Below are 26,917 nucleotides of genomic sequence, written 5' to 3' on the forward strand. Positions count from 1 at the left end.
CCTCCCCTGTGAAGGGGAGGGCCGGGGTGGGGTCTGGTGTTAGACGGCGACCCAGACCTGCTGGTCGCGTACTTCAACGGGATAGCTCTGCACCGACATGGCGGGGTTGTCGAAACAGTGGCCATCGCTCAGGCGAAAGCGCTGCTTCTTGAGCGGGCTGGCGACCCAGAGCTCGCCGTCGTGTTCGCAGATCAGGCCCCGCGACAGCACGTTGGCGGCGAAGAAGGGGTCCCGGTTGTCGATGGCGAGCACCTCGGCCGCCGCGCTCGGGCGGAACAGGGCGATCTGATGCCCCTCGAGCAGAGCGCAGACGCCGGTGCCCGGCAGGATGTCGTTAAGTTGGCAGGCAAGTTTCATCGCTTAATCTCCACCTCGAGTTGGATGAACTGGCTATCGAGCGGTGCGCAAACGTCCATGCAGCCCGGCAGGATATCGTTGAGTTGGCAGGCGAATTTCATCATTTGGTTTCCACCTCGATCTGGTAGACGGGGATGCGCTCGGCCGGGGTCGCCGGTCGGTGCTGGTCGCGCTCGCTGACGAACTGAACGTCCGGATCGCGCTTGTCGCTGTTGATGAAGTGGCTGAAGCGCTTGAGCGCCTCCTCTTCGTTGAGGGTGCGCGACCATTCGCACTCGTAGCTGTCGATGAGGGTCTGGATATCGCGCTCCAGCGTCTCGGCCAGCCCCAGCTTGTCGTCGACGATCACCTCGCGCAGGTAGTCGACGCCCCCTTCCAGATTGCCGAGCCAGACCGAGGTGCGCTGCAGTTTGTCGGCGCTGGTGACGTAGAACATCATAAAGCGGTCGATCAGCTTGATGAGGGTCTCGCGGTCAAGGTCAGACGCCAGCAGGTCGGCGTGGCGCGGCTTCATGCCGCCGTTGCCACCCACATAGAGGTTCCAGCCCGCGTCGGTGGCGATGATGCCGACATCCTTGCCCTGCGCTTCCGCACACTCGCGGGTGCAGCCGGAGACGCCGAACTTCATCTTGTGGGGGGTGCGAATGCCCTTGTAGCGGTTCTCGAGGAAGACCCCGAGGCCGACGCTGTCCTGTACGCCGAAGCGGCACCAGGTGCTGCCGACGCAGGTCTTGGCCATGCGCAGTGCCTTGGCGTAGGCCTGACCGGTCTCGAATCCGGCCGCCAGCAGCTTGCGCCAGATGGCGGGCAGATCATCCTTCTGGGCCCCGAACAGACCGATGCGCTGGGCGCCGGTGATCTTGGTGTAGAGCTTGTAGTCGCGGGCCACTTCGGCCACCGCCAGCAAGCCTTCCGGGGTCACTTCGCCGCCGGCCATGCGCGGGATGACGGAGTAGCTGCCGTCTTTTTGCATGTTGCCGAGGAAGATATCGTTGGTGTCCTGCAGCGGGATATTGCGCGGGCTCAGCACATGCTCGTTCCAGCAGGAGGCGAGGATGGAACCGACGGTCGGTTTGCACACCTCGCAGCCATAGCCCTGACCGTGTTTGGCCAGCAGCTCGTCGAAGCTCGTGATCCCCTCCACCTTGACCAGGTGGAACAGCTCCTGACGGGAGTGGGGGAAGTGGGCGCAGAGGTGGTTGTTGACCTCGATGCCCTGCTTCACCAGCTCGGCGTTGAGCACCTGGCTGATGAGCGGCACACAGCCGCCGCAGCCGGTGCCGGCCTTGGTGTGCTGCTTGATGGCGGCCAGCGTGGTGTGCCCCTCGGCCACCGCCTTGGCGATGTCGCCCTTGGAGACGTCGAAGCAGGAGCAGATCTGGGCGCTCTCCGGCAGGGCATCCACCCCCAGGGTCGGTTTGGCTCCGGCGTAGGCGGGCAGGATCAGGGTATCCGGGTGGCTCGGCAGCGGCAGGGCGTTGAGCATCATCTGCAGCAGGTTGCCGTAATCTTCCACGTCACCCACCAGCACGGCGCCGAGCAATCGGCTGTTGTCCTCGCTCACCACGATCTTCTTGTAGACGCCGGCCTGATCGTCCTGGAACACATAGCTGTGGCTGCCCGGGGTGCGGCCGTGGGCATCACCGATGGAGCCGACGGAGACGCCGAGCAGCTTGAGCTTGGCGCTCATGTCTGCCCCTTCGAAGCGGCTGTCACCGCCGAGCAGATGGTCGACGGTGATCTGGGCCATCTTGTAGCCCGGTGCCACCAGCCCGAAGAAGCGGCCCTGCCAGGCGGCGCACTCGCCGATGGCATAGATGTCGGGGTCTGAGGTGAGGCAGTGATCGTCGATGACGATGCCGCCACGGTCGGCGATGGCGAGATCACCGTAACGGCCCAGGGTATCTTGCGGGCGAATGCCGGTGGAGAAGACCACCACATCCACTTCCAGCTGGCTGCCGTCGGCAAAGGCGAGGCGGTGTTTCGCCTGCTCGCCGCCATGCATCAGGATCTCGCTGGTGCTCTTGCTGGTGTGTACCTGCACGCCCATGGATTCAATCTTGCGGCGCAGTAGCTGGCCGCCCTGACCGTCGAGCTGCTCGGCCATCAGCACAGGAGCAAACTCCACCACGTGGGTTTCGAGACCCAGCGCCTTGAGGGCGCCGGCGGCTTCGAGGCCAAGCAGACCGCCCCCGATCACCACCCCGCTCTTGCCGCTCTTGGCGGCGCTGCGGATGGCTTTCAGATCCTCGATGGTGCGATAGACGAAGCACTCGTGGTGCTGACTGCCCGCAATGGGCGGCACCCAGGGGTAGGAGCCGGTGGCCAGCACCAGCTTGTCGTACTCGACCACTGTGCCCTTGTTGGAATGCACTTCGCGGTTGGCCCTGTCGATTTTTTTCACCGCTTCGCCGAGCAGCAGGCGGATGCCGTGCTTGTCGTAGAAACCGGGTTTGACGAGGGAGAGATCTTCGCTGGTGTGATGGGAGAAGTAGGAGGAGAGATGGACGCGATCGTAGGCGGGACGGGGTTCTGCACTGAAGACGGTGATCTCGTAGCGGCCCGGATCGGCCCGCTCGATCAGCTCTTCGATGAAGCGGTGCCCCACCATGCCGTTGCCCACAACGACCAGTCTGACTTTGCTCATAGTTGCCTCAAGTTTGGAGTAATAAAACATCATTCTGGGGCTAGGCTACCCAGTCGGCAGGGGTGGGCGATTGATGCAAATCAAGTGTCTATTTATATATCTCCTCAGGGGTAATTCGAGAAAATTCAATACTATACAAAAATAGGTATACCAGTTGATGATTTCTGGGCTGGCTCGGGGTGAGGAATGGTGGAGGGAAAGCCCGGTTTACCAACTGCCGGGGAGTGAAAACTTCTGTCGGAAAAAGGCCGGTCTCGCACTGGACGAGACCGGCATCAGCTGATCAAAGCGGCACGTCAGGCGATATGGCGGCGGAACATGGCGAGCGCCAGCGACAGGGTGACGCCGGCGATGGCGAGCAGCGGCCAGAGCAGGGGCCAGGCGGCCGACCAGTCGAACCCCTTGAGGAAGACCCCCTTGAGCAGCACGATGAAGTGGGTGAGGGGGTCGATGGCCGCCAGCCACTGGAACACCTGCGGCATGTTCTCCACCGGCGAGATGTAGCCCGAGAGGATCACCGCCGGTACGGTGAAGGAGAAGACCCCGAGAAAGGCCTGCTGCTGGGTCGAGCAGAATGAGGAGATGAAGAGCCCGATCCCGGCCAGTGCCAGCCCGTAGCAGACCATGCCCGCCATCAGCAGGCTGAGGCTGCCGGCAAAGGGGAGGTGAAAGACAAAACGGGCGGCCAGCGCGACTATGCACCCTTGTCCCACCGCCACCAGGATGCCGGGCACCGCCTTGCCCGCCATGATCCAGCCTGCGGTGAGGGGGGAGACCAGCAGCTGATCGAAGGTGCCCTCTTCCCGCTCCCGCGCGACCGAGAGGGCGGTGACGATAAGACACCCCGTGGTGGTGATGATGGCCACCAGGGCCGGCAGGATATGCCAGTGGAACTCGACGTTGGGGTTGTAGAGGTTGCGCACCGCGAGGGTCGGCGGCGCCTTGCCTGCGTTCCCTTCTTCATTCTGCCAGCGGGCGATCACCTGGCTGATGTAACCCGTCGCCACCTGACCGCCATTGGAGCGGCGTCCGTCGATGATCAGCTGCACCTTGGCCGGTTCGCCCCGCGCCAGCCGGCGTGAAAAATCCCCCGGAATAATCAGCCCGAGCAGTGCCTGTTGCCCGGTGATGGCCTCGGTCATGCCCGCCTCGCCTTGCACCGGGATGATGGTGGTAAAGGCGGGCATATGGGTGAGGCGCTCCAGCAGCTCGCGGCTCTGGGCTCCGCCATCCTGGTTGTAGATGGCCAGCGTGTTGCCGGTCACCTCCAGGGTGGCGGCGAACGGGAAGAGGGCGGTTTGCAGCAGCACCGGCATGATGAGCAGAAAGCGCCCCTGGGTATTGCCCATCAGGGCCTGCAGCTCTTTTCGGATCAGCCACCAGAGTCGGATCAGCATGGGTTACTCCAGAGTGCGCCGCGTCTTGCGGGCGGTCAGGGCCAGCCAGAAACCGGCCAGCAGCAGCAGACAGAAACCGTTGACCAGCAGGATCGAGAAGACGCTGCCCGCCTGATAGAGGGTCTGTAGAGAGCTCGCGAAATAGCGGGCCGGAATGAGGTGGGTGATGGCCCGAAGCCAAGGCGGCATGCTGGCGATCTCGAACACGAAGCCCGACAGCATCACGGCGGGCAGAAAGGCGGCGATCAGCGCTGCCTGCGCGGCGTTGAACTGGCTGCGCATCACGGTGGAGAGGAACAGCCCGAGCCCGAGGGCGCTGCCGAGAAAGACGCTGGTGACCAGAAAGAGCAGCAGCAGGGAGCCGCGCCACGGCACGCCCATCACCGCCACCGAGAAGAGCAGGCAGAGCAGCATGGCGATGATGCCGAGGCCGTAGTAGGGCAACAGCTTGGAGAGCAGCAGCTCCCCCTTGGTGACCGGGGTGGCGAGCAGCGCCTCCATGGTGCCGCGCTCCCACTCCCGCGCCACCACCAGCGAGGTGAGCAGGGCCCCTATGATGGTCATCACCACCGCAATGGAGCCCGGCACCAGAAAGTTGCGGCTCACCAGCGCCGGGTTGAACCAGGCGCGGCTCTCTATCGACACCGGCATGGCGACCCCCTCGCCAGCGAGCCACCCCTGCCAGATCCCCTGCACATAGTTGGTGACGAAGTTGGCGGTGTTGGGCTCGGAGCCGTCGGTCAGCAGCAGCGCTTGCGGCGTACCATTGCCCTGACCGGCCAGCGCGCGGGAGAAGCCGTCATCGATCACCAGCAGGCCGCGGATCTCGCCACGGGCCAGACTGGCGAGCAGGGACTCCTTGCTCGGGCCGCTGTGGATCTCCAGCGCGGTTGAGCCGCGCAGGGCCTGCTCCAGCCGCACCGCCGGAGCGCCGCTGTCGGTACGCCAGATGCCGAGGCGCAGATGGTCCACATCGAGATTGATGGCGTAACCCATCACCACCAGCAGTACCACCGGCATGATGAAGGCGATGAGGATGCTGCTCGGGTCACGGACGATTTGCAGCGTCTCCTTGCGGCAGAGGGCCAGCAGTCGCCGACGGTTGATGCTCATGCGTCCTCCTCGCTGGCCCGCTCGACCAGGGTGATAAAGGCCTCTTCCATTGTTGGCAAAGAACAGGTCGGCAAGGAGCCGGTTGGCAAAGAGGTCGCCGCCTCTTTGGCGGCCAGCCCCTTGAGATCGTCCGGGGTGCCGAGCGCCAGCAGCTTGCCGCGATAGATGAGGGCGATGCGGTCGCAATACTCCGCCTCGTCCATAAAGTGGGTGGTGACCAGCACGGTGACGCCGTGGTCGGCCAGCGCGTTGATGTGCGACCAGAACTCGCGCCGGGTCACCGGATCGACCCCGGAGGTGGGCTCGTCGAGGAACAGCAGCGGCGGCTCGTGCAGCAGGGCGCAGGCCAGCGATAAGCGCTGGCGCAGGCCGAGCGGCAGGGATTCCGCCTTCTGATCGAGCCAGGGGGCGAGGGCAAAGGCAGTCACCATGGCATCGATCCGCGTCTGCTGGTGGCGGCCGAACAGGCCGTAGATACCGGCGAAGAAGGAGAGGTTCTGCGCCACGGTGAGCTGCTTGTAGAGGGAGAACTTCTGTGCCATGTAGCCGAGGCGCTGGCGCGCCGCCGAGGGGCTGTGGGCCAGATCGATGCCGGTCACCAGCGCCTGCCCTTCGCTCGGGCGCAGCAGGCCGCACTCCATCTTGAAGGTGGTGGACTTGCCCGCCCCGTTGGGGCCGAGCAGGCCGAAGATCTCGCCGCGGCGCACCGCAAAGCTGACATCATCGGTGGCGGCAAAATCGCCGAACCGCTTGGTGAGGTGGCGCGCCTCGATCACCGCCTCGGGGGAGACCCCCTGCGGCAGTTCGGCTTCCCGCATCCCGGCCGCCAGACTCGACTCCCCGCCGGGGCCGCCGCCGAGCAGGTCGATAAAGGCATCTTCCAGCCGGGGCTGGGCCGGTTGAAAGGCGCCGTTGGCGAGATGCAGCTCAGGGAGCGGCGGGGGCGTCATGCCCGGGTGCAGCAGCAGGCGAACCCGCTCCCCTGCCACCGCGCCATCCATCACCGCCGGGTGAGCCAATGCCCGGCGCAGCAGGGCGCGCCGCTCGCGGCCATCCAGTTGCCCCGCCTCCAGCAGCCAGCAGCGGCTGGCCATGGCCCCCATCAGATCGGCCGGGGTGCCGCTGGTGCGCACCTCGCCATCCGCCATCAGCAGCACGTGGTCGCACAGCTCCGCCTCATCGAGATAGGCGGTACTCCAGAGCACCGTCATCCCCCCTTTTGCCAGCTCGCGTACCATCTGCCAGAGGGCACGGCGGGAGATGGGATCGACCCCGACCCCGGGTTCGTCGAGCAGCAGCACATCCGGGGTGCCGAGCAGGGCGCAGGCTAGCCCGAGTTTCTGCTTCATCCCGCCAGAGAGCTTGCCCGCCGGTCGTGCGGTGAAGCGAGCGAGATCGGTGAAGGCGAGCAGCCGCGCGAAGGTGGGCGTGCGTTCGGGCTCCAGTACGCCGCGCAAGTCAGCGTAGAGGGTAAGATTTTCCAGCACGCTGAGATCCTCGTAGAGGCCGAACTGCTGGGGCATGTAGCCGAGGCGCTGACGCAGCAGATCCCCCTCGCTCACCGGATCCAGCCCCAGCACCCGGATGGTGCCCGCTTCGGGGATCAGCAGACCGGCCAGCAGGCGCAGCAAAGTGCTCTTGCCCGCGCCGTCGGGGCCGACCAGCCCGGTGATGCCGCCAGCCGGAATGGTAGCCGAGATGGCATTGAGGGCGACCCGCTCGCCAAAGCGTTTGGTGAGCCCCTCAAGGGAGATGGCGCAGCTCATGGCGCCAGCCTGACGGTGACTGGCATCCCCTGGCGCAGGGCCGGGTCGGGATCCTGCACCACGATGCGCAGCCGGTAGACGAGGTGAGTGCGCAGGTCCGGCGTCTCCACCGATTTCGGGGTGAACTCGGCGGTCGGCGAGACAAAGCCCACCACCCCGTGATAGGGCTGATCCGGCCGCGAGTCGGTGGTGAGGGTCACTTTGGCGCCGCTCGGGAAGTGGCCGAGCCAGGGCTCCTCCACATAGGCGCGCACCCAGACTGGCGCGGTCAGGGAGAGGTTGAAGGCGGTCGCTCCACTCTGCACCATGCTGCCGTTCTCGACAGCGCGACTGATGATGATGCCATCGCTGGGGGCGGTCAGGTTGGCATCTGCCAGCGCCAGTTCGGCACTGGCGAGCGCCGCTTTGGCCCCTTCCAGCTGGGCATCGGACTGGGCGATTTCCTCCGGGCGGTAGCCGGTTTCGAGCTGGGCGAGCTGCTCGCGGGCGGAGCGCACCTGCGCCTGGGTCTGATCCCGCTGGGAGCGGGCGGTATCGAGCTGACCGCGGGAGATGGCGCCGGTGGCGGCCAATGCGCTCTGGCGGCGCCACTGCTGGTCGGCCTCCAGCGCAGCGGCTTCGGCGGCGGCCAGTGCGGCCCGGGCGCGGTCGGTCTCTTCGCTGCGATAGCCTTTGTGGATCAAGGCGTTGGCGGCAGTGAGCGCAGCCAGATTGGCGCGGGCGCTGTCGCGGCTGTGGGTGAGGGGAACCGGATCGAGGCGGGCCAGCAGTTGACCGGCTTTTACCCTATCCCCCTCATCGACCAGCACCTGATCGACGCGGCCGCCGACCCGAAAGGCCAGATTGACGTCGCGAATATCGATATTGCCGTAGAGGATGGAGCCGTCAGCCGGGCGCCCCTGCCACCAGAGGTAGCCACCGATAACGGTTAGCAGCAGGGCCACGATTGCAATGCGTTGCTTCATACCGCTTCTCCTTGAGGATGGCTCTGCAACCAGAGGTAACCACTGAGAACCGCCAGCTGCAGAGCTACCATCGCGATGCGTTGTTTCATGCCGCTTCTCCTTCTTTCATGTCGGTGGGGCGCAGGCCGCGCAGGGCCCATATCAGTCGCTGTCTGGCGGCCTCGGGGTTGTCTATCTGGCTGAGAAAGGGGGCGGCCTGTTCGGGCAGCCAGCCGAGCTGGCGACCGCTGCCGGCGATCACCAGCGGCAGGCCGACCGACCCCATGATGAAGATCATCAGCTGGAGCGGGTGACCCGCGACCAGCGACCCTTCCGCCTGTGCCATCCGTACCTGCTCGATCAGCAGCAGGGGATGACGGCGCGGCAGACTGAGCAGAAAGCGCTGGGCCGCCCCTTCACCTGCCAGCGCATCGCCAAACAGGTGATTGATAAAGCCGCGCTGGCGCGCCACCAGCCCGATCAGCGCCTCCATGGTCGCCTCGAACATGGCGATGGCAGAGGGGTAGGAGCCTTTGGCTGCCACCGCCTTGAGCTCGTCATAGAGGGGGGCGTACCAGAGCTCGACCAGCTCGTCGATAAAGGCGTCGCGGTTGCCGAAGTGGTAGACGAAGGAGCCGAGGTTCACCTCGGCCGCCGCCGCCAGCTCGCGCACCGTCAGGCCGCGCAGCCCCTTCTCGGTGGCGATGGCGAGGCCGGTATCGAGCAGTTTCTGACGGGTGGGGTGCATCTGGCTGGTGCTCCTGGTGTATGCATTTTGTACGCAATTATACGACCGTATAAAAAATGCGGAAGCGGGCGACAGGATCTTTTTGCCCGCAATGTGATCCGCCCCGCTCTGAGGGGCCGTGATCCCCGTCCGGCAGGGGGAAGGATCCACCGCTTGTGCCCAAGCCACAGGCATGTCGGTGTGATGGGGTGGTGACAGGCGCTTCAGGCCCCGGGTACGGGCGCCCGGGCCACAAGGGACCTGTGATGGAGTCGGGAGAAGCCTGACCCGGATCAGGGGGTGTCGGTGGCCCCGGTGTGATAGGGGGGCCGGGCGCAGGTGTCCCGTATCAGGGCGCGCAGCCAGCGGTGGCCCGGATCGGCATCCTGACTGGGGTGCCAGAGCAGGGCGACCCGGATCCCTGGCAGAGCGAAGGGCAGGGGCAGGGTGACCAGATCGCCGAGCAGGCTGGCGCAGTGCAGGTGCGGCACCGTCGCCACCAGATTGCTCTCCCTGACCAGGGCCAGCGCCGTCGCAAACCCGGGAACCAGGGTGGTGATGGTGCGCCGCCTCCCCTGGCCTGCGAGAATTTCGTCGATGGGGCTGTGAGGCTGGCCCCGGCGGGAGACCAGCACGTGGCGCGCGGCGGCATAGCGCGCCACGGTCAGGGTGCCGTCGCAGAGGGGGTGGTCCGGGTGCACCACGGCGACGAAGTGGTCCTGGAACAGGGCCTGGGTGCGCAGCTCAGGGGCCGTGGTGGTGCCGATGACCCCGGTCTCGAAGTCCAGCTCGCCACGGCGCAGGGGGCCGCTCTCCTTGTCGGGTTTGGCCAGAAAGTGCAGCCGCACCCCGGGGGCCTCGACGGCGAGGCGCGCCAGCAGGGCGGGGCCTACCGCCTCCACGAAGCCGTCGCTGGATCGCAGGCGGAAGGTGCGCTCCAGGCTCGCCGGGTCTACTTCCTGATGGGGGCGCAGCACGGCCCGGGTCTCCTGAACCAGGCGGGCGACCTCATCCCGCAGGATCTGCGCCCGGGGGGTGGGGATCAGGCCGCGTCCCGCCCGCACCAGCAGCGGATCCCCCGTGGTCTCCCGCAGCCTTGCCAGGGCCCGGCTCATGGCGGAAGCACTCAGGCCTAGCCGTCTGGCGGCGCCCGCCACACTGCCCTCTTCCAGCAGGGCATCCAGGGTGATCAGCAGGTTGAAATCCGGGGTCATGGTCGTCTCCTCGCAGGCGGCGCCTGACGGGCCGACCCCTTCATGATACGCGAGTTGCCGTCTCATCATATGGCGTCTGGTGCAACTATAAGCTGCAATCCGTGTGTCTTCCGCCTTGTCATCCCCCCCGCTAGCCTGGGTGCATCATCACTTGCCGGAGAGACTGCCATGTCCACACCACTTCTTGTTTCCCCTCCCGTGACGCGCCGTCTTGGTCTCGCGGGGCTCGGGCTCGCCACCCTGCTACCCATGCTGGCGGGCAGCATGGCCAACCTGGTGCTGCCTGCCCTGGGGCAGGACTTCGGCGTGCCCTTCGCCAGCCTGCAATGGGTGCTGGTGGCCTACCTGCTTGGGATCACCAGTCTGACGGTGGTGGCGGGTCGGCTCGGGGATCGTCTGGGGCGGCGTCGCCTGCTGCTCTGGGGGACCGGGGTCTTTGCGCTGGCTTCCCTGCTGTGCGCCCTGGCCCCTTCAATTGGCTGGCTCATTGCCGCTCGCACCCTGCAAGGAGCGGGTGCGGCCTGCATGCTGGTGCTCTCGCTGGCCATGGCAGGAGAGCTGGTGCCGCCAGCCCGACGGGGCTGGAGCATGGGATTGCTCGGCACCCTATCGGCCTGCGGCACGGCGCTCGGCCCCTCCTTTGGCGGCCTGTTGATCGGCGGATTTGGCTGGCAGGCTCCCTTCCTGCTGCTGCTCCCCCTGGCGTTGCTGGCGCTGGGGTGTGCCTGGCATGATCTGCCCCGGGATGAGGCGGGCTCTGCCGAGGGAAGCCTCCCGCTCACCAGTCTGTTGCTGCTGGTGACGGCGCTGCTCTGCTACGGGCTGGCACTGACCCGGGGCAGCCCGCTCGGAGCCTGGCCGGGGATAGGGGCGCTCGTCGCCATGGCGCTCTTCGTACGTGCCGACTCGGGCGCCCGTCGCCCCCTGCTGCCCCTGGCGTTGCTGGGGGCGTCCAGGCGAAGAGGCGGGATCATCGCCAGTGCGCTGGTGGCCAGCGTCATGGTGGCGACTCTGCTGATCGGTCCTTTCTACCTGCACGGCGCCTTTGCCCTCGACATGGGGACGGTGGGGCTGATGATCTCCATGGGCCCGCTGCTGGCGGCGCTGTCCGGCATGCCCGCCGGCTGGCTGGTGGACAGGGTGGGGGCGACCCCTGTGGTGCGCCTCGGCCTGGGACTCATGGTGGTGGCCGCCGTCTTGCTGGCCCTGCTGGACAGGGCGCTCGGGCCCCTCGGCTACCTGCTGCCCATCCTGCTGCTCACCGCCGGTTATGCCCTGTTCCAGACCGCCAACAACAGCGCCGTGGTGGGGGAGGCGGAGGGGGCGAGCCGTGGCGCCGTGGCCGGGCTGCTGACCCTGTCGCGCAACCTGGGCCAGCTGACGGGGGCGGCGGGGCTGGGGGGCCTGTTCGCCGCCCTGGCGGGGCGGCCCGATCTCGCCCTCGCGACGGCGGACGAGCTGGCGTTTGCCACCCGGGTCACCTTCGCCCTGACGGCCTTGCTGCTGATGAGTGCGCTCTGGCTGGCGGGAAGGGGGGAGCGTGCCGTGCAGGGTGATGTGGCCCGGGACGGCTGCGAGTCGGGAGAACGCTGAAAACGAAGACGCCTCCACAGGGGAGGCGTCTTGCTATGGGGTTGAGCAGGATAGTAAACCGCTCAGCTCCTCGTTATCGATCAACCTGTTACAGAATGAAGCGGCTCAGATCCTCGTCTTCAATCAGCTTACCGAGGTGGGCGTTGACGTAGTCGGTGTTGATGACGAAGGTCTCGCCTGACTTCTCGGAGGCGTCATAGGAGATGTCTTCCATCAGCCGCTCCATCACGGTGTGCAGACGACGGGCGCCGATGTTCTCGGTGCGCTCGTTGACCTGCCAGGCCGCTTCGGCCAGACGGCGGATACCATCCTGGGTGAACTCGATGTTGACCCCTTCGGTGGCCATCAGCGCCTTGTACTGATCGGTCAGGGAGGCGTTCGGCTCGGTCAGGATGCGCTCGAAGTCTTCGGTGGTCAGGGCGGTCAGCTCGACCCGGATCGGCAGACGGCCCTGCAGCTCGGGGATGAGGTCGGATGGCTTGGCGATCTGGAAGGCACCGGAGGCGACAAACAGGATGTGATCGGTCTTGACCATGCCGTGCTTGGTGTTGACGGTGCAGCCCTCGACCAGCGGCAGCAGGTCGCGCTGAACCCCTTCACGGGAAACGTCCGGGCCCGAGCTCTCGCCGCGCTTGCAGATCTTGTCGATCTCGTCGAGGAAGACGATGCCGTTGTTCTCGACGGAGGCGATGGCCTTCTGCTTCAGCTCTTCCGGGTTGACCAGGCGGGCTGCTTCCTCTTCGATCAGCGCCTTCATGGCCTCTTTGACCTTGATCTTGCGCTTCTTCTTCTGGTTCTGGCCCAGGTTCTGGAACAGCCCCTGCAACTGGTTGGCCATCTCTTCCATGCCCGGCGGGGTCATGATTTCGACACCCATGGGGGAGGCGGCCAGATCCAGCTCGATCTCCTTGTCATCCAGCTGACCTTCCCGCAGTTTCTTGCGGAAAATCTGGCGGGTGTTGGAGTTGTCGGCTTTCTCTTCCTCACCCCAGCTGTTGCGCGGGTTGGGCAGCAGGGCGTCGAGGATGCGCTCTTCGGCAGCTTCCTCGGCGCGGTATTTCATCTTCTCCATCTCGGTCTCGCGCACCAGCTTGATGGCGACATCGGTCAGATCGCGGATGATGCTGTCCACTTCCTTGCCCACATAGCCCACTTCGGTGAACTTGGTCGCTTCCACCTTGATGAAGGGGGCGTTGGCCAGCTTGGCCAGACGACGGGCGATCTCGGTCTTGCCGACGCCGGTGGGACCGATCATCAGGATGTTCTTCGGGGTCACCTCGTGGCGCATCTCCTCGGAGAGCTGCATCCGGCGCCAGCGGTTGCGCAGGGCGACGGCGACCGCGCGCTTGGCGTCGGCCTGACCAATGATGTGTCTGTCCAGCTCGTGGACGATTTCTCTCGGGGTCATCTCGGACATGATGGCGTTCCTGTATCCGGGGCGGGCAGGGCCCACCCCTTGGAAAATGGGGTTTGGCTGGCGGCCTTATTTGGCGGCCCTATTTCGCCGACTTATTTAGCTGAATAATCCAGCACTTCGATGGTGTGGTTGCCGTTGGTGAACACACAGATGTCGCCCGCAATCTTGAGGGACTTCTCGACAATGCTCTTGGCGTCGAGCTCGGTGTTCTCCAGCAGGGCGATGGCGGCAGACTGGGCAAAGTTGCCGCCGCTGCCGATGGCGATGAGATCGTGCTCCGGCTGCACCACGTCACCGTTGCCGGTGATGATGAAGGATTTGTGCTCGTCGGCGACGGCCAGCAGGGCCTCGAGGCGGCGCAGGGCGCGATCGGTGCGCCAGTCCTTGGCCAGCGCCACGGCGGCGCGCTCCAGGTTGCCCTGATGGGCCTGCAGTTTGGCTTCGAAGCGCTCGAGCAGGGTGAAGGCGTCGGCGGTGCCGCCGGCGAAACCAGCCAGTACCTTGCCGTTGTAGAGGCGATGAACCTTGCGGGCGTTGCCCTTCATGACGGTGTTGCCAAGAGAAACCTGGCCATCGCCACCGATGACGACCTGACCGTTGCGGCGAACTGAAACTATGGTAGTCACTTTACTTACCTCGCTTGAGCCGAATGACGGCCTGACTGTGCATGGAGGAAAAGATGGGGATGGCAAAACGGCTTTTCAAGCCTGTGCCGAGCACGGATCGCGGAGGAGGGAGCGGGTGGGCGCGGGATGGCGCCAAAAGAAACAGGGCCGGGTGTTGCCACCCGGCCCTGTGCATGGACGCGGCGATCACCCCTTCTTGGGGATGCAGCCGCTGATGCCCGAGCCCTGCAGCTTGCGGTTGGCCGCATCGGCCGCCGCCTTGCCGTTGAAGGGGCCCACCATCACCTTGTAGACGGCGCCACCGGCCCCGTTCACCACCTGCAGGCTGGAAGATAGCCCGGCGGTGAAGGCGATGCGCGCCTTGAGGGATTCCGCGGAATCCTGGGAGCGCAGGGCGGCACACTGCATCATGTAGCGACCGCCGTCGGCGGCTGCGGTCTGTGCAGTCTGGGTCGCCGCCTTGGCCCTGGCGGCCTCGGCACGCTCCCGCTCCAGTTCGGCGCGGATCTCTCGCTCCATCCGCTCACGCTCGGCCTTCTGGTCGATCACCTGCTCCCGGGCGCTGGCGACCGGGGCGCCGGTGGCCGGCTTGGCCGGTTGCACCGGTTGCGGCTGATAGGGCTTCACCTGACCGATGGGGGTTCCTGGCTGGGGGATGTCGGTCGCGACCGGCTTGGGCAGTGCCTCCGGTTGCAGGGTCATGGTCTCGGCGGGCGGGGGCGGCAGCACGCCCGGCTGGGGCGGCGGCTCTATGATGTCCACCTGCTTGTTCTCCAGCCGCTCGATGTAGCTCCACTTCTCCTGGGGCAGGGTATTGCCCTGTGCCTTGGGTTTGTTGGCCTTCACCTGCTCTTCGATGGTGGGGGCATCGGCGCCCTTGCCGTTGATGAGGTAGAGGAAGGCGCCGAAACCGACGACCAGGGCCCCGGCCAGCAGTGCCGGGATAACAGGAAAGCGGCGAGGGGCCGCTTTCTTGATGTTACGGCCACCCGCCCGTCGTCTCGGGCTGTTGCCGACGTAATCCCGGGTCGCCATCTATTACATGCGCTCCAGGGTGTGGATGCCCAGCACGCCCAGGCCCAGCTTGAGCACCTTGGCGGTGGCGGCGCACAGCAGCAGACGGCTCTGGCGGGTCGCCTCGTCCACGCCGTCCTTGTTGATCGGGCAGGCTTCGTAGAAGGTCATGAAGTTGCCGGAGAGCTCGTACAGATAGGTACAGAGCAGGTGCGGCATCCCCTTGTCCGCCACGCCGTTGACCGCGTCGGAGAACTGGATCAGCTTCTGGGCCAGGGTCTCTTCGGCATCTTCGCTCAGGACCACCTTGCCGCTCAGGGTATCGGCATCGACGCCGGCCTTGCGGAAGATGGACTGGATACGGGTGTAGGCGTATTGCAGGTAGGGGGCGGTGTTGCCTTCAAACGACAGCATCAGATCCCAGTCGAAGATGTAGTCGGTGGTGCGGTTCTTGGAGAGATCCGCATACTTGACCGCGCCCATGGCGATGGCGTGCACCACCTGGGCCTTCTCTTCGGCAGAGAGGTCGCTGTTGCGGCTCTCCAGCAGGGCGCTGGCGCGCTCTTCCGCTTCGTTCAGCAGGTCAACCAGCTTGACGGTGCCGCCGGAGCGGGTCTTGTAGGGACGGCCGTCCTTGCCCAGCATCATGCCGAAGGCGTGGTGCTCGAGGGGCACGGACTCCGGCACATAGCCCGCCTTGCGGGTGATGGTCCAGGCCTGCATCAGGTGCTGGTGCTGACGGGAGTCGATGAAGTACATGACCCGGTCGGCGCCCAGGTTCTCGTAACGGTATTTGGCGCAGGCGATGTCGGTGGTGGTGTAGAGGAAACCGCCGTCGCTCTTCTGGATGATGACGCCCATGGGCTCGCCATCCTTGTTCTTGAACTCGTCCAGGAAGACCACGGTGGCCCCTTCGCTCTCGACTGCCAGCCCCTTGGCTTTCAGGTCGGCAACGATCTGCGGCAGCATGTCGTTGTACATGGACTCGCCCATGATGTCCTTGTTGGACAGGGAGATGTTCAGGCGATCGTAGTTGCGCTGGTTCTGCTCCATGGTCATGTCGACCAGCTTCTTCCACATGGTGCGGCAGTACTCATCGCCACCCTGCAGTTTCACCACGTAGTTGCGGGCGCGCTCGGCGAAGGCTTCGTCTTCGTCATAGTGACGCTTGGCCTGGGTGTAGAAGGCTTCCAGGTCCTTGAGCTCCATGTCGGAGGCGTGCTCGTTGGCCATCTTCTCCAGATAGGCGATCAGCATGCCGAACTGGGTGCCCCAGTCGCCGATGTGGTTGGCTCGCACCACCTTGTGGCCCAGGAATTCGAGGGCGCGGGCGGCCACGTCACCGAGCACGGTGGAGCGGATGTGGTGCACCGCCATCTCCTTGGCCACGTTGGGGGCGGAGTAGTCCACCACCACGGTCTGCGGCGCCGGCAGCTTCACGTTGGCGTTGTCGGAGGTCACCATGGCTTCCACCTGACCGGCCAGCCAGCTCGGGTCGAAGAAGAAGTTGATGAAGCCGGGGCCGGCGATCTCGACCTTGGCGATCAGATCGGAGGCGGGCAGGTGCTCGATGATGGCAGCGGCCAGCTCGCGGGGATTCTTGCGGGCCGGTTTGGCCAGCAGCATGGCCAGGTTGGTGGCCAGGTCGCCGTGAGCCTTCTCCTTGCATCGGTCTACTTGCACCCGGGCTTCCAGGTCGGCGGGCAGGACGCCTGCGGACTTGAGATTGGCTACCGTTTGTTCAAGTAGATGATGAATATGCTCTTTCATAACTGACCACCGAGGTTGCGCGTCGAAAAGTGACTGACTGGATAAGGGCGTGAATTTTACCCGCATCGGGCCGAGAAAACTATAGGAACGGCCCGCACCCGTGGGCGTGGCGGATATTTCACTGCGTTTTCCACCACATTGCAGGATATTGATTTGGGTAAGTGGTGGTTATCCATTTCTACTGCATAACGAAACGGCTTGTCCAGGCTATTCTCCCCTGATTATGACAGGGTTATTTATACCGATTCGGTCTGAATGATCCCGCTTCCCGTGGCGGTCGTATCCTTTGAGGACGCCGTTGGAGGATACTTCCCATGACACTGGTACTGTTTCCACTCTCCGCTCACCTGCTGCCGGGCGGCATCATGCCGCTGCGCATCTTCGAGCCCAGATACCAGCGCATGATCGCCGAGTCCCGGGAGCGGGAGTTCGCGCTCTGCATGCTGGACCCCCGCCAGCCCGACGCGCTGCGCAACATGTACCCCATCGCCACCCGGGTGCGCATCATCGATTTCGATCTGCTGCCCGATGGTTTGCTCGGCATCACGGTGCTCGGGGTGGAGCGGGTGCGCATCACGGATCTCTGGCAGGAAGAGGACGGTCTGCGGGTCGGCGAGGTGGATCCCCTGCCCCCCTGGCAGAGCGGCAGGCTCCAGGCGGATCAGCACTCCCTGGCCAAGGCGTTGCAGGATGTGTTCAACGACTATCCGGAGTATGCGGCCCTCTATCCGGAGCCGGACTGGGAGGATGCGAGCTGGGTCGCCCAGCGCTGGCTGGAGGTGCTGCCCATCCCGGTGGAGCAAAAGCAGTGGCTGGTGGCGGCCAAGGACAACCAGCCCACCCTCTCCCTGCTGAGCGGTCTGCTGGTCGCGAGCCATTGAATTCCCCTTCCCGGTGATCCTTTTTCCTCGCTCACCGTATTGGGGGTGAACACCACACGCGAGGGATGGCGCAATGGCATATACTGGCCAACCACAATCGGCTCCACGCAGGACATCGCCCCCCATGGACAACCCAGACGGCGACCTCACATCTTTGCTGGTCCGGGTGGCCGAGCGTGCCGACAAGGCTGCCTTCGCCACCCTGTTCCACCACTTCGCGCCGCGCATCCGCAGCTACGGGCTGCGCCACCTCGGCAGCGAAGCCAACGCCATGGAACTGGTGCAGGAGACCATGCTGCTGGTCTGGCAGAAGGCACGGCTCTATCACCCCGACAAGGGCGCCGCCACCACCTGGATCTACACAGTGATGCGCAACCAGAGCTTTGACATGCTGCGCCGCCGCCGCGCCAGCAAGGAGGAGCTCTGCGCCGAGGAGATCTGGCCGCTGCTGGAATTCCGGGCCGAAGAGGAGCACCTGAGCGGCGGTGAAGACGCGGTGCTGACCCGCCAGATGGCCCACTATGTCGCCACGCTGCCGGAGCCGCAGCAGCAGGTGGTGCGCGGCATCTACCTGCAGGAGCTCTCCCAGCAGGAGCTGGCCGACCGGCTCGGCGTGCCCCTTGGCACCATCAAGTCCCGGCTGCGGCTGGCACTACAGAAACTGAAGGAACAAGTGGAGCAAGGCCATGATTAAGACCCATCCGACTGAACCCATGCTGCGCGCCTTCGCCGCCGACGAGCTGCCCCTGCCGCTGGCCGTCGGTGTCTCCGCCCATTGCGAGTTCTGCCCCGAGTGCGCCGCCCGGGTGAAGGAATTTGAAGAGGCGCTGGCGTGCCAGCATCTCGCCCCTGACGCGCCGGACGAGGCACTGCCCGCCGGATTCGATGCCATGCTGGCGGGCATACTGCAACAGCCGGTGGCGACGGAGGCGGCGCTCGCCCTTCCCGAGAGCCCGAGGCCAGAGCTCAGGGTGGCGGGTCACAGTTACCGGCTGCCGCGGGCATTGGCACGGCATCATGCCCCCAGGTGGCGTCATCTCGGGGCCATCCGTCAGGTCAGCCTGCCGCTGGACGAGATGGGTGCGCGGGCCAACCTGCTCCACATCGAGGCGGGGGGGCGGATCCCCGAGCACACCCACAAGGGATATGAGCTGACCCTGCTGCTGGCGGGCACCATCGAGGATGGCGACACCCGCTATCAGGCGGGGGATTTCATCTGGCGCGACGCCAGCCACGCCCACAGCCCCCACACCCCGGACGGCTGCCTCTGCTACACGGTGCAAGATGCGCCGGTCCAGTTCACCAAGGGGCTGTCACGGCTGCTCAACGGCATCAGCCAGCACCTCTATTGAGTTAGGCTCACGGCTGCTCGGTGATCGCGGGCTGCCGCGCGACTGAGGCGGTATCACGGCATGAAAAAAGGGACCCTCGGGTCCCTTTTGTGTTGCTTGGCGGCGAAGCCCATCAGGCCACGAAGACCAGGTAGACGACGAAGGCCAGCAGGAAGCGGTAGATGGCGAACGGGATGAAGTCGAGACGACGGATCAGCGCCAGGAAGGTCTTGATGGCGACCATGGCCACCACGAAGGCGGTGACGAAGCCCACCGCAAACATGGGGAAGTCCGCCATGGAGAGGAAATCGCGGCTCTTGTAGAGATCCAGGCCGCTGGCCGCGATCATCATGGGCACCGCCATGATGAAGGAGAATTCCGCTGCCGCGTGGCGGCTGATGCCCATCAGCATGCCGCCGCTGATGGTGGCACCGGAGCGGGAGAAGCCGGGCCAGAGTGCCAGGCACTGAAACAGGCCGATGCCGAAGGCCTGCTTGTAGCTGATGTCGTCCAGGGTCTCCGCGGTCACGGCGGGGCGGAACTTTTCGGCGATGATGAGCAGGATGCCACCGGCCACCAGGGCATACATCACGGTTTCCGGCCCGAACAGATTGGCCTTGATCCAGCTGTGGATAGCCAGCCCGACGACCACGGCAGGCAGCATGCCGAGGATGACGTGCACCAGGGAGAGGGTCGCGTGGCCCGGGGTCGGTTTCTGACCGAAGTGAATGCCGATGAGTCCGAACAGGCGGCGCCAGAACATGACGACCACTGCCAGGATGGAGCCGAGCTGGATCACCACCTCGAAGGTGGCGGCCTTGGGTCCTTCAAACCCGAGGAGGTGGCCGACGATGATCATGTGGCCGGTGGAGGAGACGGGGAGGAACTCGGTCAGGCCTTCCACTATGCCCAGCACAAAGGCGACGAACAGGGCGTAGGATTCGGTCATGGTGCAGATCTCTTGGTTATGGGGTCTGGATAAAATCAACCCCGAACGGGTCGGGGCGGCCAATGATGGCGGAAAATCGCGCGGGCAACCAGTGAATATTGGGGATTTCAGCGCCCTGTTCCGGCCGGGAAAGGGCGCTGGCGGACCATGCAGGGCGCGGCTTGCAGCATGCTGTCAGAAGCCATGACTGCCCCGTCACGTTCTGACAGGTCAGTCACGCCTGTTGACCTCTGTTTTATGATCTCTTTGTGCTGTCAGGCCAGTATGGACAGGATTTTCTGTTGAAGATCATCGTCCAGGGGGGGCTGCCCCAGGGCGTCGATGGCGCTCGTTATCTGTTGGGGATGGCTGGCGCCGATCAGGGCGCAGCTCACCACGGGGTCGCGCAGCACCCATTGCAGTGCGAGTTGCGACAGGGACTGACCCCGTTGCAGGGCCAGTGCATGCAGGGCGCGGACGGTGGCGAGCTTCTCCTCGGTGATCTGGTCCGCCGTGAGGAAGGGGCTGGCACTGGCGGCGCGGGAATCCGCGGGAATGCCCGCCAGGTAGCGATCGCTCAGCAGCCCCCCCGCCAGGGGCGAGAAGGCGACCACCCCCATGCCGTGCTCCCGGCAGGCCGGCAGGGTGTCGGGCTCAATATCGCGTTGGAACAGGGAGTATTTGAGCTGGTTGACCAGGCAGGGGGTGCCGAGCTCCGCCAGCCGGGCGGCAGCCTTGGCCGCGAGCGGGGCCGGGTAGTTGGAGAGGCCGATGTAGAGCGCCTTGCCCTGGCGCACCATCAGGGCCAGGGCCTGGCAGGTCTCCTCGAGCGGGGTGCGGGGATCCGGCCTGTGGTGATAGAAGATGTCCACGTAGTCGAGGCCCAGACGGCGCAGGCTCTGGTGCAGGCTGGCGAAGAGGTACTTGGCGCTGCCGCCATCGCCGTAGGGGCCGTCCCACATCACGTAGCCCGCCTTGCTGGCGATGATGAGTTCATCCCGATAGGGAGCCAGGCTCCTCTTGAGCAGCGTGCCGAAGGTCAGTTCGGCAGATCCCGGCGGCGGCCCGTAGTTGTTGGCGAGATCGAAGTGGGTGATCCCCAGATCGAACGCCTGATGCACCATGGCCTTCGCGGTGGCGGGATCGCTCCCGGCGCCGAAGTTGTGCCAAAGCCCGAGGCCGATGCCGGGCAGGCGCAGGCCGTGGCGGCCCGCCGGTCGGTAGGGCTGGCGCTGGTAGCGGTCGGGGGCGGCGAGGTAGTTGTCATCCATCACGGTGCGGTTCCTTGGGCTGGTGTGCAATGAGGAGCGACGGGCCCTGCGGCGGGCCTCACCCCGGCTGATTCGGCGGTGCCATCGGGGCCGGGGCCGCCATGACGTGGCGGCGCGCCCGGGCCCCTTCGTCTGCCCGAGCAGGGCTGTCAGGGGGCAGGAATAAAGCGATAACGGGTCTGGTGGCGATAACGCTGCCCCGGCAGCAACCAGGGATCGCCGAGGGCGGGCCGGTTCGGGCTGTCGGGCAATTGCTGGGCCTCCAGGCAGAAGCCGTCGTAATCCCGGTAGGGTCGGCCCTGACGATCCGGTGTGCCGGTCAGCCAGTTGCCGCTGTAGAACTGCAGGGAGGGCTGGTTGGTGTAGACCGCCATGGCCAGCTTGCCATCCCCCGAGATCACCCGGGCGGCCCATGGCTGGTTGGACCCATCAAACGGCTCATCAGCAGGCTCAAAATCGCTGTTGTTGAGCAGAAATGCGTGATCGTACCCCTTGGCCAACTGCTGCTGGGGGTGGTCCAGCCACGCCTGGCCGATGGGGCGGGGGACGCGCAGATCGAAGGGGCCTTCCACCGGGGCGATGGCCAGTGGCAGGCTCTGGTCATCCGTGGGCAGGTAGCGGTCGGCGTCGAGGCTGATGGTGTGGTGGCGGATGTCGCCACCGCCATCCAGGTTGAAGTAGGCGTGGCTGGTGAGGCTGACCGGGCTGGGGGCGTCCGTGCTGGCGCAGAAGTCGACCACCAGATCGCACTGCTCCAGCCGATACTCCAGGCTCACCCTCAGATTGCCGGGAAAGCCCTGATCCCCCGCCCGGGAGAGGAGCGCCAGCTTGACCCTGTCCGCCTCCTGCTCCTTGATCTGCCAGGTGCGGCGATGGAACCCGTCGCGCCCGCCGTGCAGGCAGTTGGCCCCCTGGTTGGCGTCCAGCGTCCAGCACTGGCCTTCCCGCTCAAGGCGGGCGCCGCCGATGCGGTTGGCAAAGCGCCCCGCCACAGCCCCCAGCCATACCTGCTGGGTGAGGTAGGCCTCGTCGGCGCAGCCCAGCAGCACCTCCCGCCGCTCTCCCGCCACCGGCAGGGTGAGGGAGGTGAGGGTGGCCCCGTATGCGAGACCGCGCAGCCGCAGTCCCTCCTCGTTTTCCAGCTCGAATCTCATCATGGTTTGCGGTTCCCCGTCGTGATCCCGTCGCCCCCTGCCGGCCTCGCGAGTGCCGGGCAGGGGGCGTCACCCGTTGTCAGGCGTGCGTTACAGTCTGCCGGCCCCTGCGCTGGCACGGCAGACGTAGCAGTCCGCCTTGAGGCCGAAGCGTGCCGGGTATTCCGCCTCCACCACGGCGATCACCTCGGCCACCTTCTCGGGGCGCAGCAGGGCGACCACGCAGCCGCCAAAACCGCCGCCGGTCATGCGCACACCGCCTTCGCTGCCGAGCCGGGCCTTGATGATCTCCACCAGGCCGTCGATGGGGGGCACGGTGATCTCGAAGTCATCGCGCATGGCGGCGTGGGACTGGCCCATCAGTTCGCCGAGGCGCACCAGATCGCCCTGTGCCAGCGCATCGGCCGCCGCCAGAGTGCGGGCGTTCTCGCCGACCACGTGGCGGGCACGGCGATAGCAGGCCTCGTCCAGACCGTCCTTGCCCGCTTCCAGCGTGGCCAGGTCAAGATCCCGCAGGGCCTTGACCCCGTAGTGACGGGCGGCGGTTTCGCACTGCTGGCGACGGGTGTTGTATTCGCTGTCCACCAGGCCGCGGCGCACGTTGGAGTTGACGATGAGCACCGCCAGATCGGTCGGCATGGGGATGAGCCGGGTCTCCAGGGAACGGCAATCGAGCAGCAGGGCGTGATCCTGCCTGCCGCTCGCGGAGATCATCTGATCCATGATGCCGCAGTTGCAGCCGACGAACTGGTTCTCCGCCTGCTGGCCGTTGAGGGCGATTTCCGCCTGGCTGATGGCCAGCCCCTGGGCCTCCTTGAAGGCCTGGCCGATGGCCACCTCCAGGGAGGCGGAGGAGGAGAGACCCGTCCCCTGGGGCACGTTGCCGGAGACCACCAGATTGAGGCCGCGCAGGGCGTGGCCCCGTGCCTGCAGGTGTTTCACCACGCCGCGGATGTAGTCGCTCCAGCGCTGGCTGGGGTGGTGCTCGATGGGTTGATCGAGACTGAACCGGTCGCGCTGGTTGTCGTAGTCGGCGGCGATCACTTCGACCAGGTTGTCGCCGCGCAGGCCGATGGCGACGCAGGTCTCGTAGTCGATGGCGCAGGGCAGCACGAAGCCGTCGTTGTAGTCTGTGTGCTCGCCGATGAGGTTGACGCGGCCTGGAGCCCGTACCAGCAGGTCGGGTTGTTGCTCAAACTGCTCGGCAAACACGGCGCTGACGCGCTGGCTCGGGGTCATAGGGCCTCCTCGTTGGCCTGGTTCTGGTCGTTGTAGTGGATGGGACTGAGGGCGCGCAGCCGTTCCGCCGCCTGTTCCGGGGTGAGATCGCGCTGGGTTTCGGCCAGCATCTCGAAGCCCACCATGAATTTGCGCACCGTGGCGGAGCGCAGCAGGGGCGGATAGAAGTGGGCGTGCAGTTGCCACGCCTCGGGGCAGTCGGAACGGGGCGGGGCGAAGTGCCAGCCCATGGAGTAGGGGAAGCTGCACTGGAACAGGTTGTCGTAGCGGCTGGTGAGCTCCTTGAGCGCGATGGCCAGGTCCTGTTGCTGTTCCCGGGTGAGATCCAGCATGGAGGGGACATGGGCCTTGGGCAGCAGCAGGGTCTCGAACGGCCAGGCCGCCCAGAAGGGCACCACCGCCAGCCAGTGGGCGGTCTCCACCACGATGCGGGAGCGATCTGCCAGCTCCCGCTCCACATAGTCCAGCAGCAGGGGGCGGCCGTGTTCGGCCAGCCAGGCGCGCTGGTGCGCCTCTTCCCGGGCAATCTCGTTGGGCAGGAAGTCGCTGCCCCAGAGCTGGCCGTGAGGGTGCGGGTTGGAGCAGCCCATGACGGCGCCCTTGTTTTCAAAGACTTGGACCCATTCCCACTGGTCAGAAAGCTCGGCCACCTGGTCCATCCAGGTGGTGATCACCCCTTCGATGGCGGGCAGGGGCTGCTCGGGCAGGGTCTTGCCGTGATCCGGCGAGAAGCAGATGACCCGGCTGGTGCCCCGGGCGGCTTCCAGCTTCAGCAGGGGATCCGGCGCCGCATTGGCGGCCGGGGTGTCCTGCATCAGGGCGGCGAAGTCGTTGGTAAAGACGAAGGTGCCCTGATAGTTGGGGTTGATATCGCCGGTCACCCGGGTGTTGCCCGCACAGAGGAAGCAGTCGGGATCATGGGCCTGGCTCGGCGCCAGGCTCACCTTCTCGACCTGGCCTTGCCAGGGGCGCTTGGCCCTGTGAGGGGAAACCAGCACGTACTGGCCGGTGAGTGGGTTGAAGCGGCGGTGGGGGTGATCAACGGGGTTGAACATCATCACTCCAGTGTGTGAGTTGAATACATCCGAAGGCGCAGGCCAGGGCCTACGCCTCGTAACCATTGGGGTTGGCGGACTGCCAGCGCCAGCTGTCGGCGCACATGGCGGCGAGATCCCGGCTGGCGTGCCAGTCCAGTTCCCGAGCGGCCTTGGCGGGATCGGCCCAGCACTCGGCGATGTCGCCGGGGCGCCGTGGCTCGATCCGGTAGGGAAGGGGCCGACCGCAGGCGGCCTCGAACGCCGCGACCATCTGCAACACGCTCTGGCCCTGGCCCGTGCCCAGGTTGTAGGCGTGGACACCGCCCCGTCCGGCGCAGTGTTCCAGAGCCTTGACGTGCCCTTCGGCGAGATCCATCACATGGATGTAGTCGCGTACCCCGGTGCCGTCGATGGTTGGGTAATCGTTACCAAAGACCGAGAGGCAGTCGCGCCGGCCGATGGCTACCTGGGTCAAAAACGGCATCAGATTGTTGGGGATGCCCTGGGGATCCTCCCCCAGAGTGCCGGACTCGTGGGCGCCGACGGGGTTGAAATAGCGCAGCAGGGTCATGCTCCAGTGGGGCTCGGCCCGCTGCAGATCCTCGAGGATCTCCTCGATGATCAGCTTGGATCGGCCGTAGGGGTTGGTGGCGCTGCGGGGAAAATCTTCCCGGATCGGGGTGCTGGCGGGATCGCCGTAGACGGTGGCCGACGAGCTGAACACCAGATTGCGTACCCCGGCCCGTTTCATCGCCTGCAGCAATACCAGGGTGCCGCTCAGGTTGTTCTCGTAGTAGTCCAGCGGGATGCGGGTCGACTCGCCGACCGCCTTGAGGGCGGCGAAGTGGATCACGGCGTCGATGTGCTGCTCGCTGAAGATGCGATCCAGCAGGGCCGGGTCACGGATGTCCCCTTCGTAGAAGCGGGGTTCGCGCCCGCTGATGGCGGCGACACGGGTCAGGACGCCCGCCTTGCTGTTGCAGAGGTTGTCCACCACCACGGGCTCCATGCCTGCGGCCTGCAAGGCCAGACAGGTGTGGCTGCCGATGTAGCCGCAACCGCCGGTGACCAGTACTTTCATCCGTTGTTCCACCCTCAACTCCTCGCATCAGGAAAGCCTGAGCAGGAGTCTAGCCGAGGGGCTGACGGGCAAACTGTGAGCTGCTTAACAAATATGTGTAAACGATTACACTTGTTTTCATCGACCAATGTGGCAAGTTCTGATTTTTCCCCCTGTTATCAGTGACATTGAACGGTATAATGCGGCCAGTCGCAGCGTGAAATAAGTGAAAACAGCATGAGCACCATCAAGGATGTCGCCCGTTTGGCCAATGTGTCAGTGGCAACGGTTTCACGGGTGATGAACAACTCACCCAAGGCCAGTGCCGCCTCCCGCGAGGTGGTGCTGAAGGCCATGGCCGAGCTGGGCTATACCCCCAACGCCAACGCGCGGGCCCTGGTCAGCCAGACCTGTGACACCATGGGAGTGGTGGTGGGGGACGTGGCGGATCCTTTCTTCGGCGCCCTGGTCAAAGGGGTCGCGGCAGTGGCGGTGGAGCAGGGCTTGCACCTGTTGATGGGTAATGGTTTTCACCGCGCCCAGCAGGAGCGGGAGGCCATCGAGCTGCTCATCGGCAAACGCTGCGAGGCACTGGTGGTGCACAGCAAGGCGCTCGGCGACGAGGAGCTGGTCGACTACGCCCTGCGCGCCCCCGGCATGGTGCTGATCAACCGCGACATTCCGAGTCTGAGGGGGCGCTGCATCGCCCTCAACAACCGCCAGGGTGCGGCGACCGCCACCCGTCATCTGCTGGATCTCGGCCACCGCCATATCGCCTTCCTGAGCTCGGATCACGCCATCGAGGATGCGCTGTTGCGCCACCAGGGCTATCAGGATGCCCTGGCGGAGGCGGAGGTCTTCGCCGATCCCGAGCTGGTGGAGAGCGGCATGCCCAATGAAGAGGGGGGCGAGCGCGCCATGCTCAACCTGCTGGCCAAGGGGTTGCCCATCACGGCGGTGGTGGCCTACAACGACGCCATGGCGGCAGGGGCCATCTCTGTGCTGGCGGACAACGGCCTCAAGGTGCCGGAAGAGGTCTCGGTGGTAGGCTTCGATGACATCATCTACGCCAGATACCTGAGACCCAAGCTTTCCACCATGCGCTATCCCATCGAGCTGATGGCGGCCCAGGCGGCCAAGCTGGCGCTGCAACTCGCCGCAGGGGAGAGCGAATCGGTGCAGAGCCGCATCTATACCCCCACCCTGATCAACCGCCATTCGGTCGCTCCCGTCAGGTCCTGATCGCAGCGCTTGTGCCCCCGTCGGCGCAAGCGCTGCGCCTGGCGAACCCGGATTGCAGCCCATAAAGCGCCCCATAGCTCAGACGATAGATAGCTCAGACCATGGATAGCTGAGAGCATGGCTAGCGCAGACCACAGAGGGTTGCCTGAGGAGTGACAACCGTCCCCTCACGCTCCCTGCCTGCCGAAC

At 65.5% G+C, this 26,917-nt stretch carries 23 protein-coding genes; 5 read left to right on the forward strand and 18 right to left on the reverse strand.

All coding sequences use genetic code 11. From position 1 onward, the window contains the following. Nucleotides 1–39: 39 nt before the first annotated feature. The 8 genes from nirD to AB5Y89_RS14865 form a co-directional block, all read right to left on the reverse strand. Entirely contained in the window at nt 40–357 is a 318-nt protein-coding gene (nirD, locus tag AB5Y89_RS14830; RefSeq protein ID WP_368224054.1) for a nitrite reductase small subunit NirD, read from the reverse strand. Nucleotides 358–457: 100 nt separating this feature from the next. Further along, on the reverse strand, nt 458–3,004 hold the full coding sequence (gene nirB, locus AB5Y89_RS14835; RefSeq protein WP_368224055.1) for a nitrite reductase large subunit NirB: 2,547 nt from the start codon (nt 3,002–3,004) through the stop codon (nt 458–460). A gap of 296 nt (nt 3,005–3,300) precedes the next feature. After that, complete coding sequence (locus AB5Y89_RS14840; RefSeq protein ID WP_368224057.1) at nt 3,301–4,401, reverse strand: ABC transporter permease; 1,101 nt, start codon at nt 4,399–4,401, stop codon at nt 3,301–3,303. 3 nt (nt 4,402–4,404) lie between these two features. Further along, entirely contained in the window at nt 4,405–5,514 is a 1,110-nt protein-coding gene (locus AB5Y89_RS14845; RefSeq protein WP_213320503.1) for an ABC transporter permease, read from the reverse strand. After that, nucleotides 5,511–7,280, reverse strand: a complete 1,770-nt coding sequence (locus AB5Y89_RS14850) for an ATP-binding cassette domain-containing protein (protein ID WP_202003616.1) — start codon at nt 7,278–7,280, stop codon at nt 5,511–5,513. Before AB5Y89_RS14850 ends, AB5Y89_RS14845 begins: the two co-directional genes overlap by 4 nt. Continuing rightward, the gene (gene hlyD, locus AB5Y89_RS14855) at nt 7,277–8,245 is read right to left on the reverse strand and encodes a secretion protein HlyD (protein ID WP_368224059.1); all 969 of its coding nucleotides are present in this window, start codon (nt 8,243–8,245) and stop codon (nt 7,277–7,279) included. Before hlyD ends, AB5Y89_RS14850 begins: the two co-directional genes overlap by 4 nt. An 85-nt stretch (nt 8,246–8,330) precedes the next feature. Beyond that, nucleotides 8,331–8,972 (reverse strand): TetR/AcrR family transcriptional regulator, encoded by a 642-nt coding sequence (locus tag AB5Y89_RS14860; protein ID WP_368224061.1) that lies wholly within the window; start codon nt 8,970–8,972, stop codon nt 8,331–8,333. Nucleotides 8,973–9,244: 272 nt separating this feature from the next. Beyond that, nucleotides 9,245–10,165 carry a LysR family transcriptional regulator gene (locus tag AB5Y89_RS14865; protein ID WP_368224062.1) on the reverse strand — a complete coding sequence of 307 codons (921 nt, stop codon included), beginning with the start codon at nt 10,163–10,165 and terminating at the stop codon, nt 9,245–9,247. Between the two features lie 168 nt (nt 10,166–10,333). Here AB5Y89_RS14865 and AB5Y89_RS14870 point away from each other — a divergent pair, with 168 nt between their 5' ends. Then, nucleotides 10,334–11,758, forward strand: a complete 1,425-nt coding sequence (locus AB5Y89_RS14870; RefSeq protein WP_368224064.1) for an MFS transporter — start codon at nt 10,334–10,336, stop codon at nt 11,756–11,758. Nucleotides 11,759–11,846: 88 nt separating this feature from the next. Here AB5Y89_RS14870 and hslU read toward each other — a convergent pair whose 3' ends face one another. The 4 genes from hslU to argS all read right to left on the reverse strand — a co-directional run bounded on the left by hslU (nt 11,847) and on the right by argS (nt 16,585). Beyond that, a complete protein-coding gene (gene hslU, locus AB5Y89_RS14875; RefSeq protein ID WP_010676031.1) occupies nt 11,847–13,175 on the reverse strand; it encodes an HslU--HslV peptidase ATPase subunit in 1,329 nt (442 codons plus the stop codon). A gap of 92 nt (nt 13,176–13,267) precedes the next feature. Next, nucleotides 13,268–13,801 carry an ATP-dependent protease subunit HslV gene (gene hslV / locus AB5Y89_RS14880; RefSeq protein ID WP_005306539.1) on the reverse strand — a complete coding sequence of 178 codons (534 nt, stop codon included), beginning with the start codon at nt 13,799–13,801 and terminating at the stop codon, nt 13,268–13,270. Between the two features lie 186 nt (nt 13,802–13,987). Then, nucleotides 13,988–14,836: an SPOR domain-containing protein gene (locus AB5Y89_RS14885; protein ID WP_052815344.1), complete on the reverse strand. Its 849-nt coding sequence runs from the start codon at nt 14,834–14,836 to the stop codon at nt 13,988–13,990. 3 nt (nt 14,837–14,839) lie between these two features. Next, nucleotides 14,840–16,585, reverse strand: a complete 1,746-nt coding sequence (argS, locus tag AB5Y89_RS14890; RefSeq protein ID WP_010676028.1) for an arginine--tRNA ligase — start codon at nt 16,583–16,585, stop codon at nt 14,840–14,842. 314 nt (nt 16,586–16,899) lie between these two features. Between argS and AB5Y89_RS14895 the strand changes: the two genes are divergently transcribed. From AB5Y89_RS14895 to AB5Y89_RS14905, 3 genes are all read left to right on the forward strand, one after another. Further along, complete coding sequence (locus tag AB5Y89_RS14895) at nt 16,900–17,466, forward strand: LON peptidase substrate-binding domain-containing protein (RefSeq protein WP_041211950.1); 567 nt, start codon at nt 16,900–16,902, stop codon at nt 17,464–17,466. A gap of 124 nt (nt 17,467–17,590) precedes the next feature. Next, nucleotides 17,591–18,160 carry a sigma-70 family RNA polymerase sigma factor gene (locus tag AB5Y89_RS14900; RefSeq protein WP_010676026.1) on the forward strand — a complete coding sequence of 190 codons (570 nt, stop codon included), beginning with the start codon at nt 17,591–17,593 and terminating at the stop codon, nt 18,158–18,160. Further along, complete coding sequence (locus AB5Y89_RS14905) at nt 18,153–18,818, forward strand: ChrR family anti-sigma-E factor (protein WP_223932326.1); 666 nt, start codon at nt 18,153–18,155, stop codon at nt 18,816–18,818. Before AB5Y89_RS14900 ends, AB5Y89_RS14905 begins: the two co-directional genes overlap by 8 nt. A gap of 112 nt (nt 18,819–18,930) precedes the next feature. Here the strand turns inward: AB5Y89_RS14905 and bacA are convergent, their stop codons facing one another. The 6 genes from bacA to galE form a co-directional block, all read right to left on the reverse strand. Then, nucleotides 18,931–19,746, reverse strand: a complete 816-nt coding sequence (gene bacA / locus AB5Y89_RS14910; RefSeq protein WP_010676024.1) for an undecaprenyl-diphosphate phosphatase — start codon at nt 19,744–19,746, stop codon at nt 18,931–18,933. A gap of 254 nt (nt 19,747–20,000) precedes the next feature. Further along, entirely contained in the window at nt 20,001–20,996 is a 996-nt protein-coding gene (locus tag AB5Y89_RS14915) for an aldo/keto reductase (RefSeq protein WP_319891210.1), read from the reverse strand. 149 nt (nt 20,997–21,145) lie between these two features. Then, nucleotides 21,146–22,213 (reverse strand): galactose-1-epimerase, encoded by a 1,068-nt coding sequence (locus AB5Y89_RS14920; RefSeq protein ID WP_368224090.1) that lies wholly within the window; start codon nt 22,211–22,213, stop codon nt 21,146–21,148. Nucleotides 22,214–22,240: 27 nt separating this feature from the next. Then, nucleotides 22,241–23,389: a galactokinase gene (gene galK / locus AB5Y89_RS14925; RefSeq protein ID WP_368224066.1), complete on the reverse strand. Its 1,149-nt coding sequence runs from the start codon at nt 23,387–23,389 to the stop codon at nt 22,241–22,243. Next, nucleotides 23,386–24,444 (reverse strand): UDP-glucose--hexose-1-phosphate uridylyltransferase, encoded by a 1,059-nt coding sequence (locus AB5Y89_RS14930; protein WP_368224067.1) that lies wholly within the window; start codon nt 24,442–24,444, stop codon nt 23,386–23,388. Before AB5Y89_RS14930 ends, galK begins: the two co-directional genes overlap by 4 nt. Before the next feature lie 49 nt (nt 24,445–24,493). Beyond that, a complete protein-coding gene (galE, locus tag AB5Y89_RS14935) occupies nt 24,494–25,507 on the reverse strand; it encodes a UDP-glucose 4-epimerase GalE (RefSeq protein WP_134997206.1) in 1,014 nt (337 codons plus the stop codon). Between the two features lie 216 nt (nt 25,508–25,723). Here galE and AB5Y89_RS14940 point away from each other — a divergent pair, with 216 nt between their 5' ends. Next, complete coding sequence (locus AB5Y89_RS14940; RefSeq protein ID WP_010676018.1) at nt 25,724–26,728, forward strand: substrate-binding domain-containing protein; 1,005 nt, start codon at nt 25,724–25,726, stop codon at nt 26,726–26,728. The last annotated feature ends 189 nt before the right edge of the window (nt 26,729–26,917 follow it).

This window comes from Aeromonas sp. s4, from assembly GCF_040907855.1.
Classification (GTDB): Bacteria; Pseudomonadota; Gammaproteobacteria; order Enterobacterales; family Aeromonadaceae; genus Aeromonas; species Aeromonas caviae.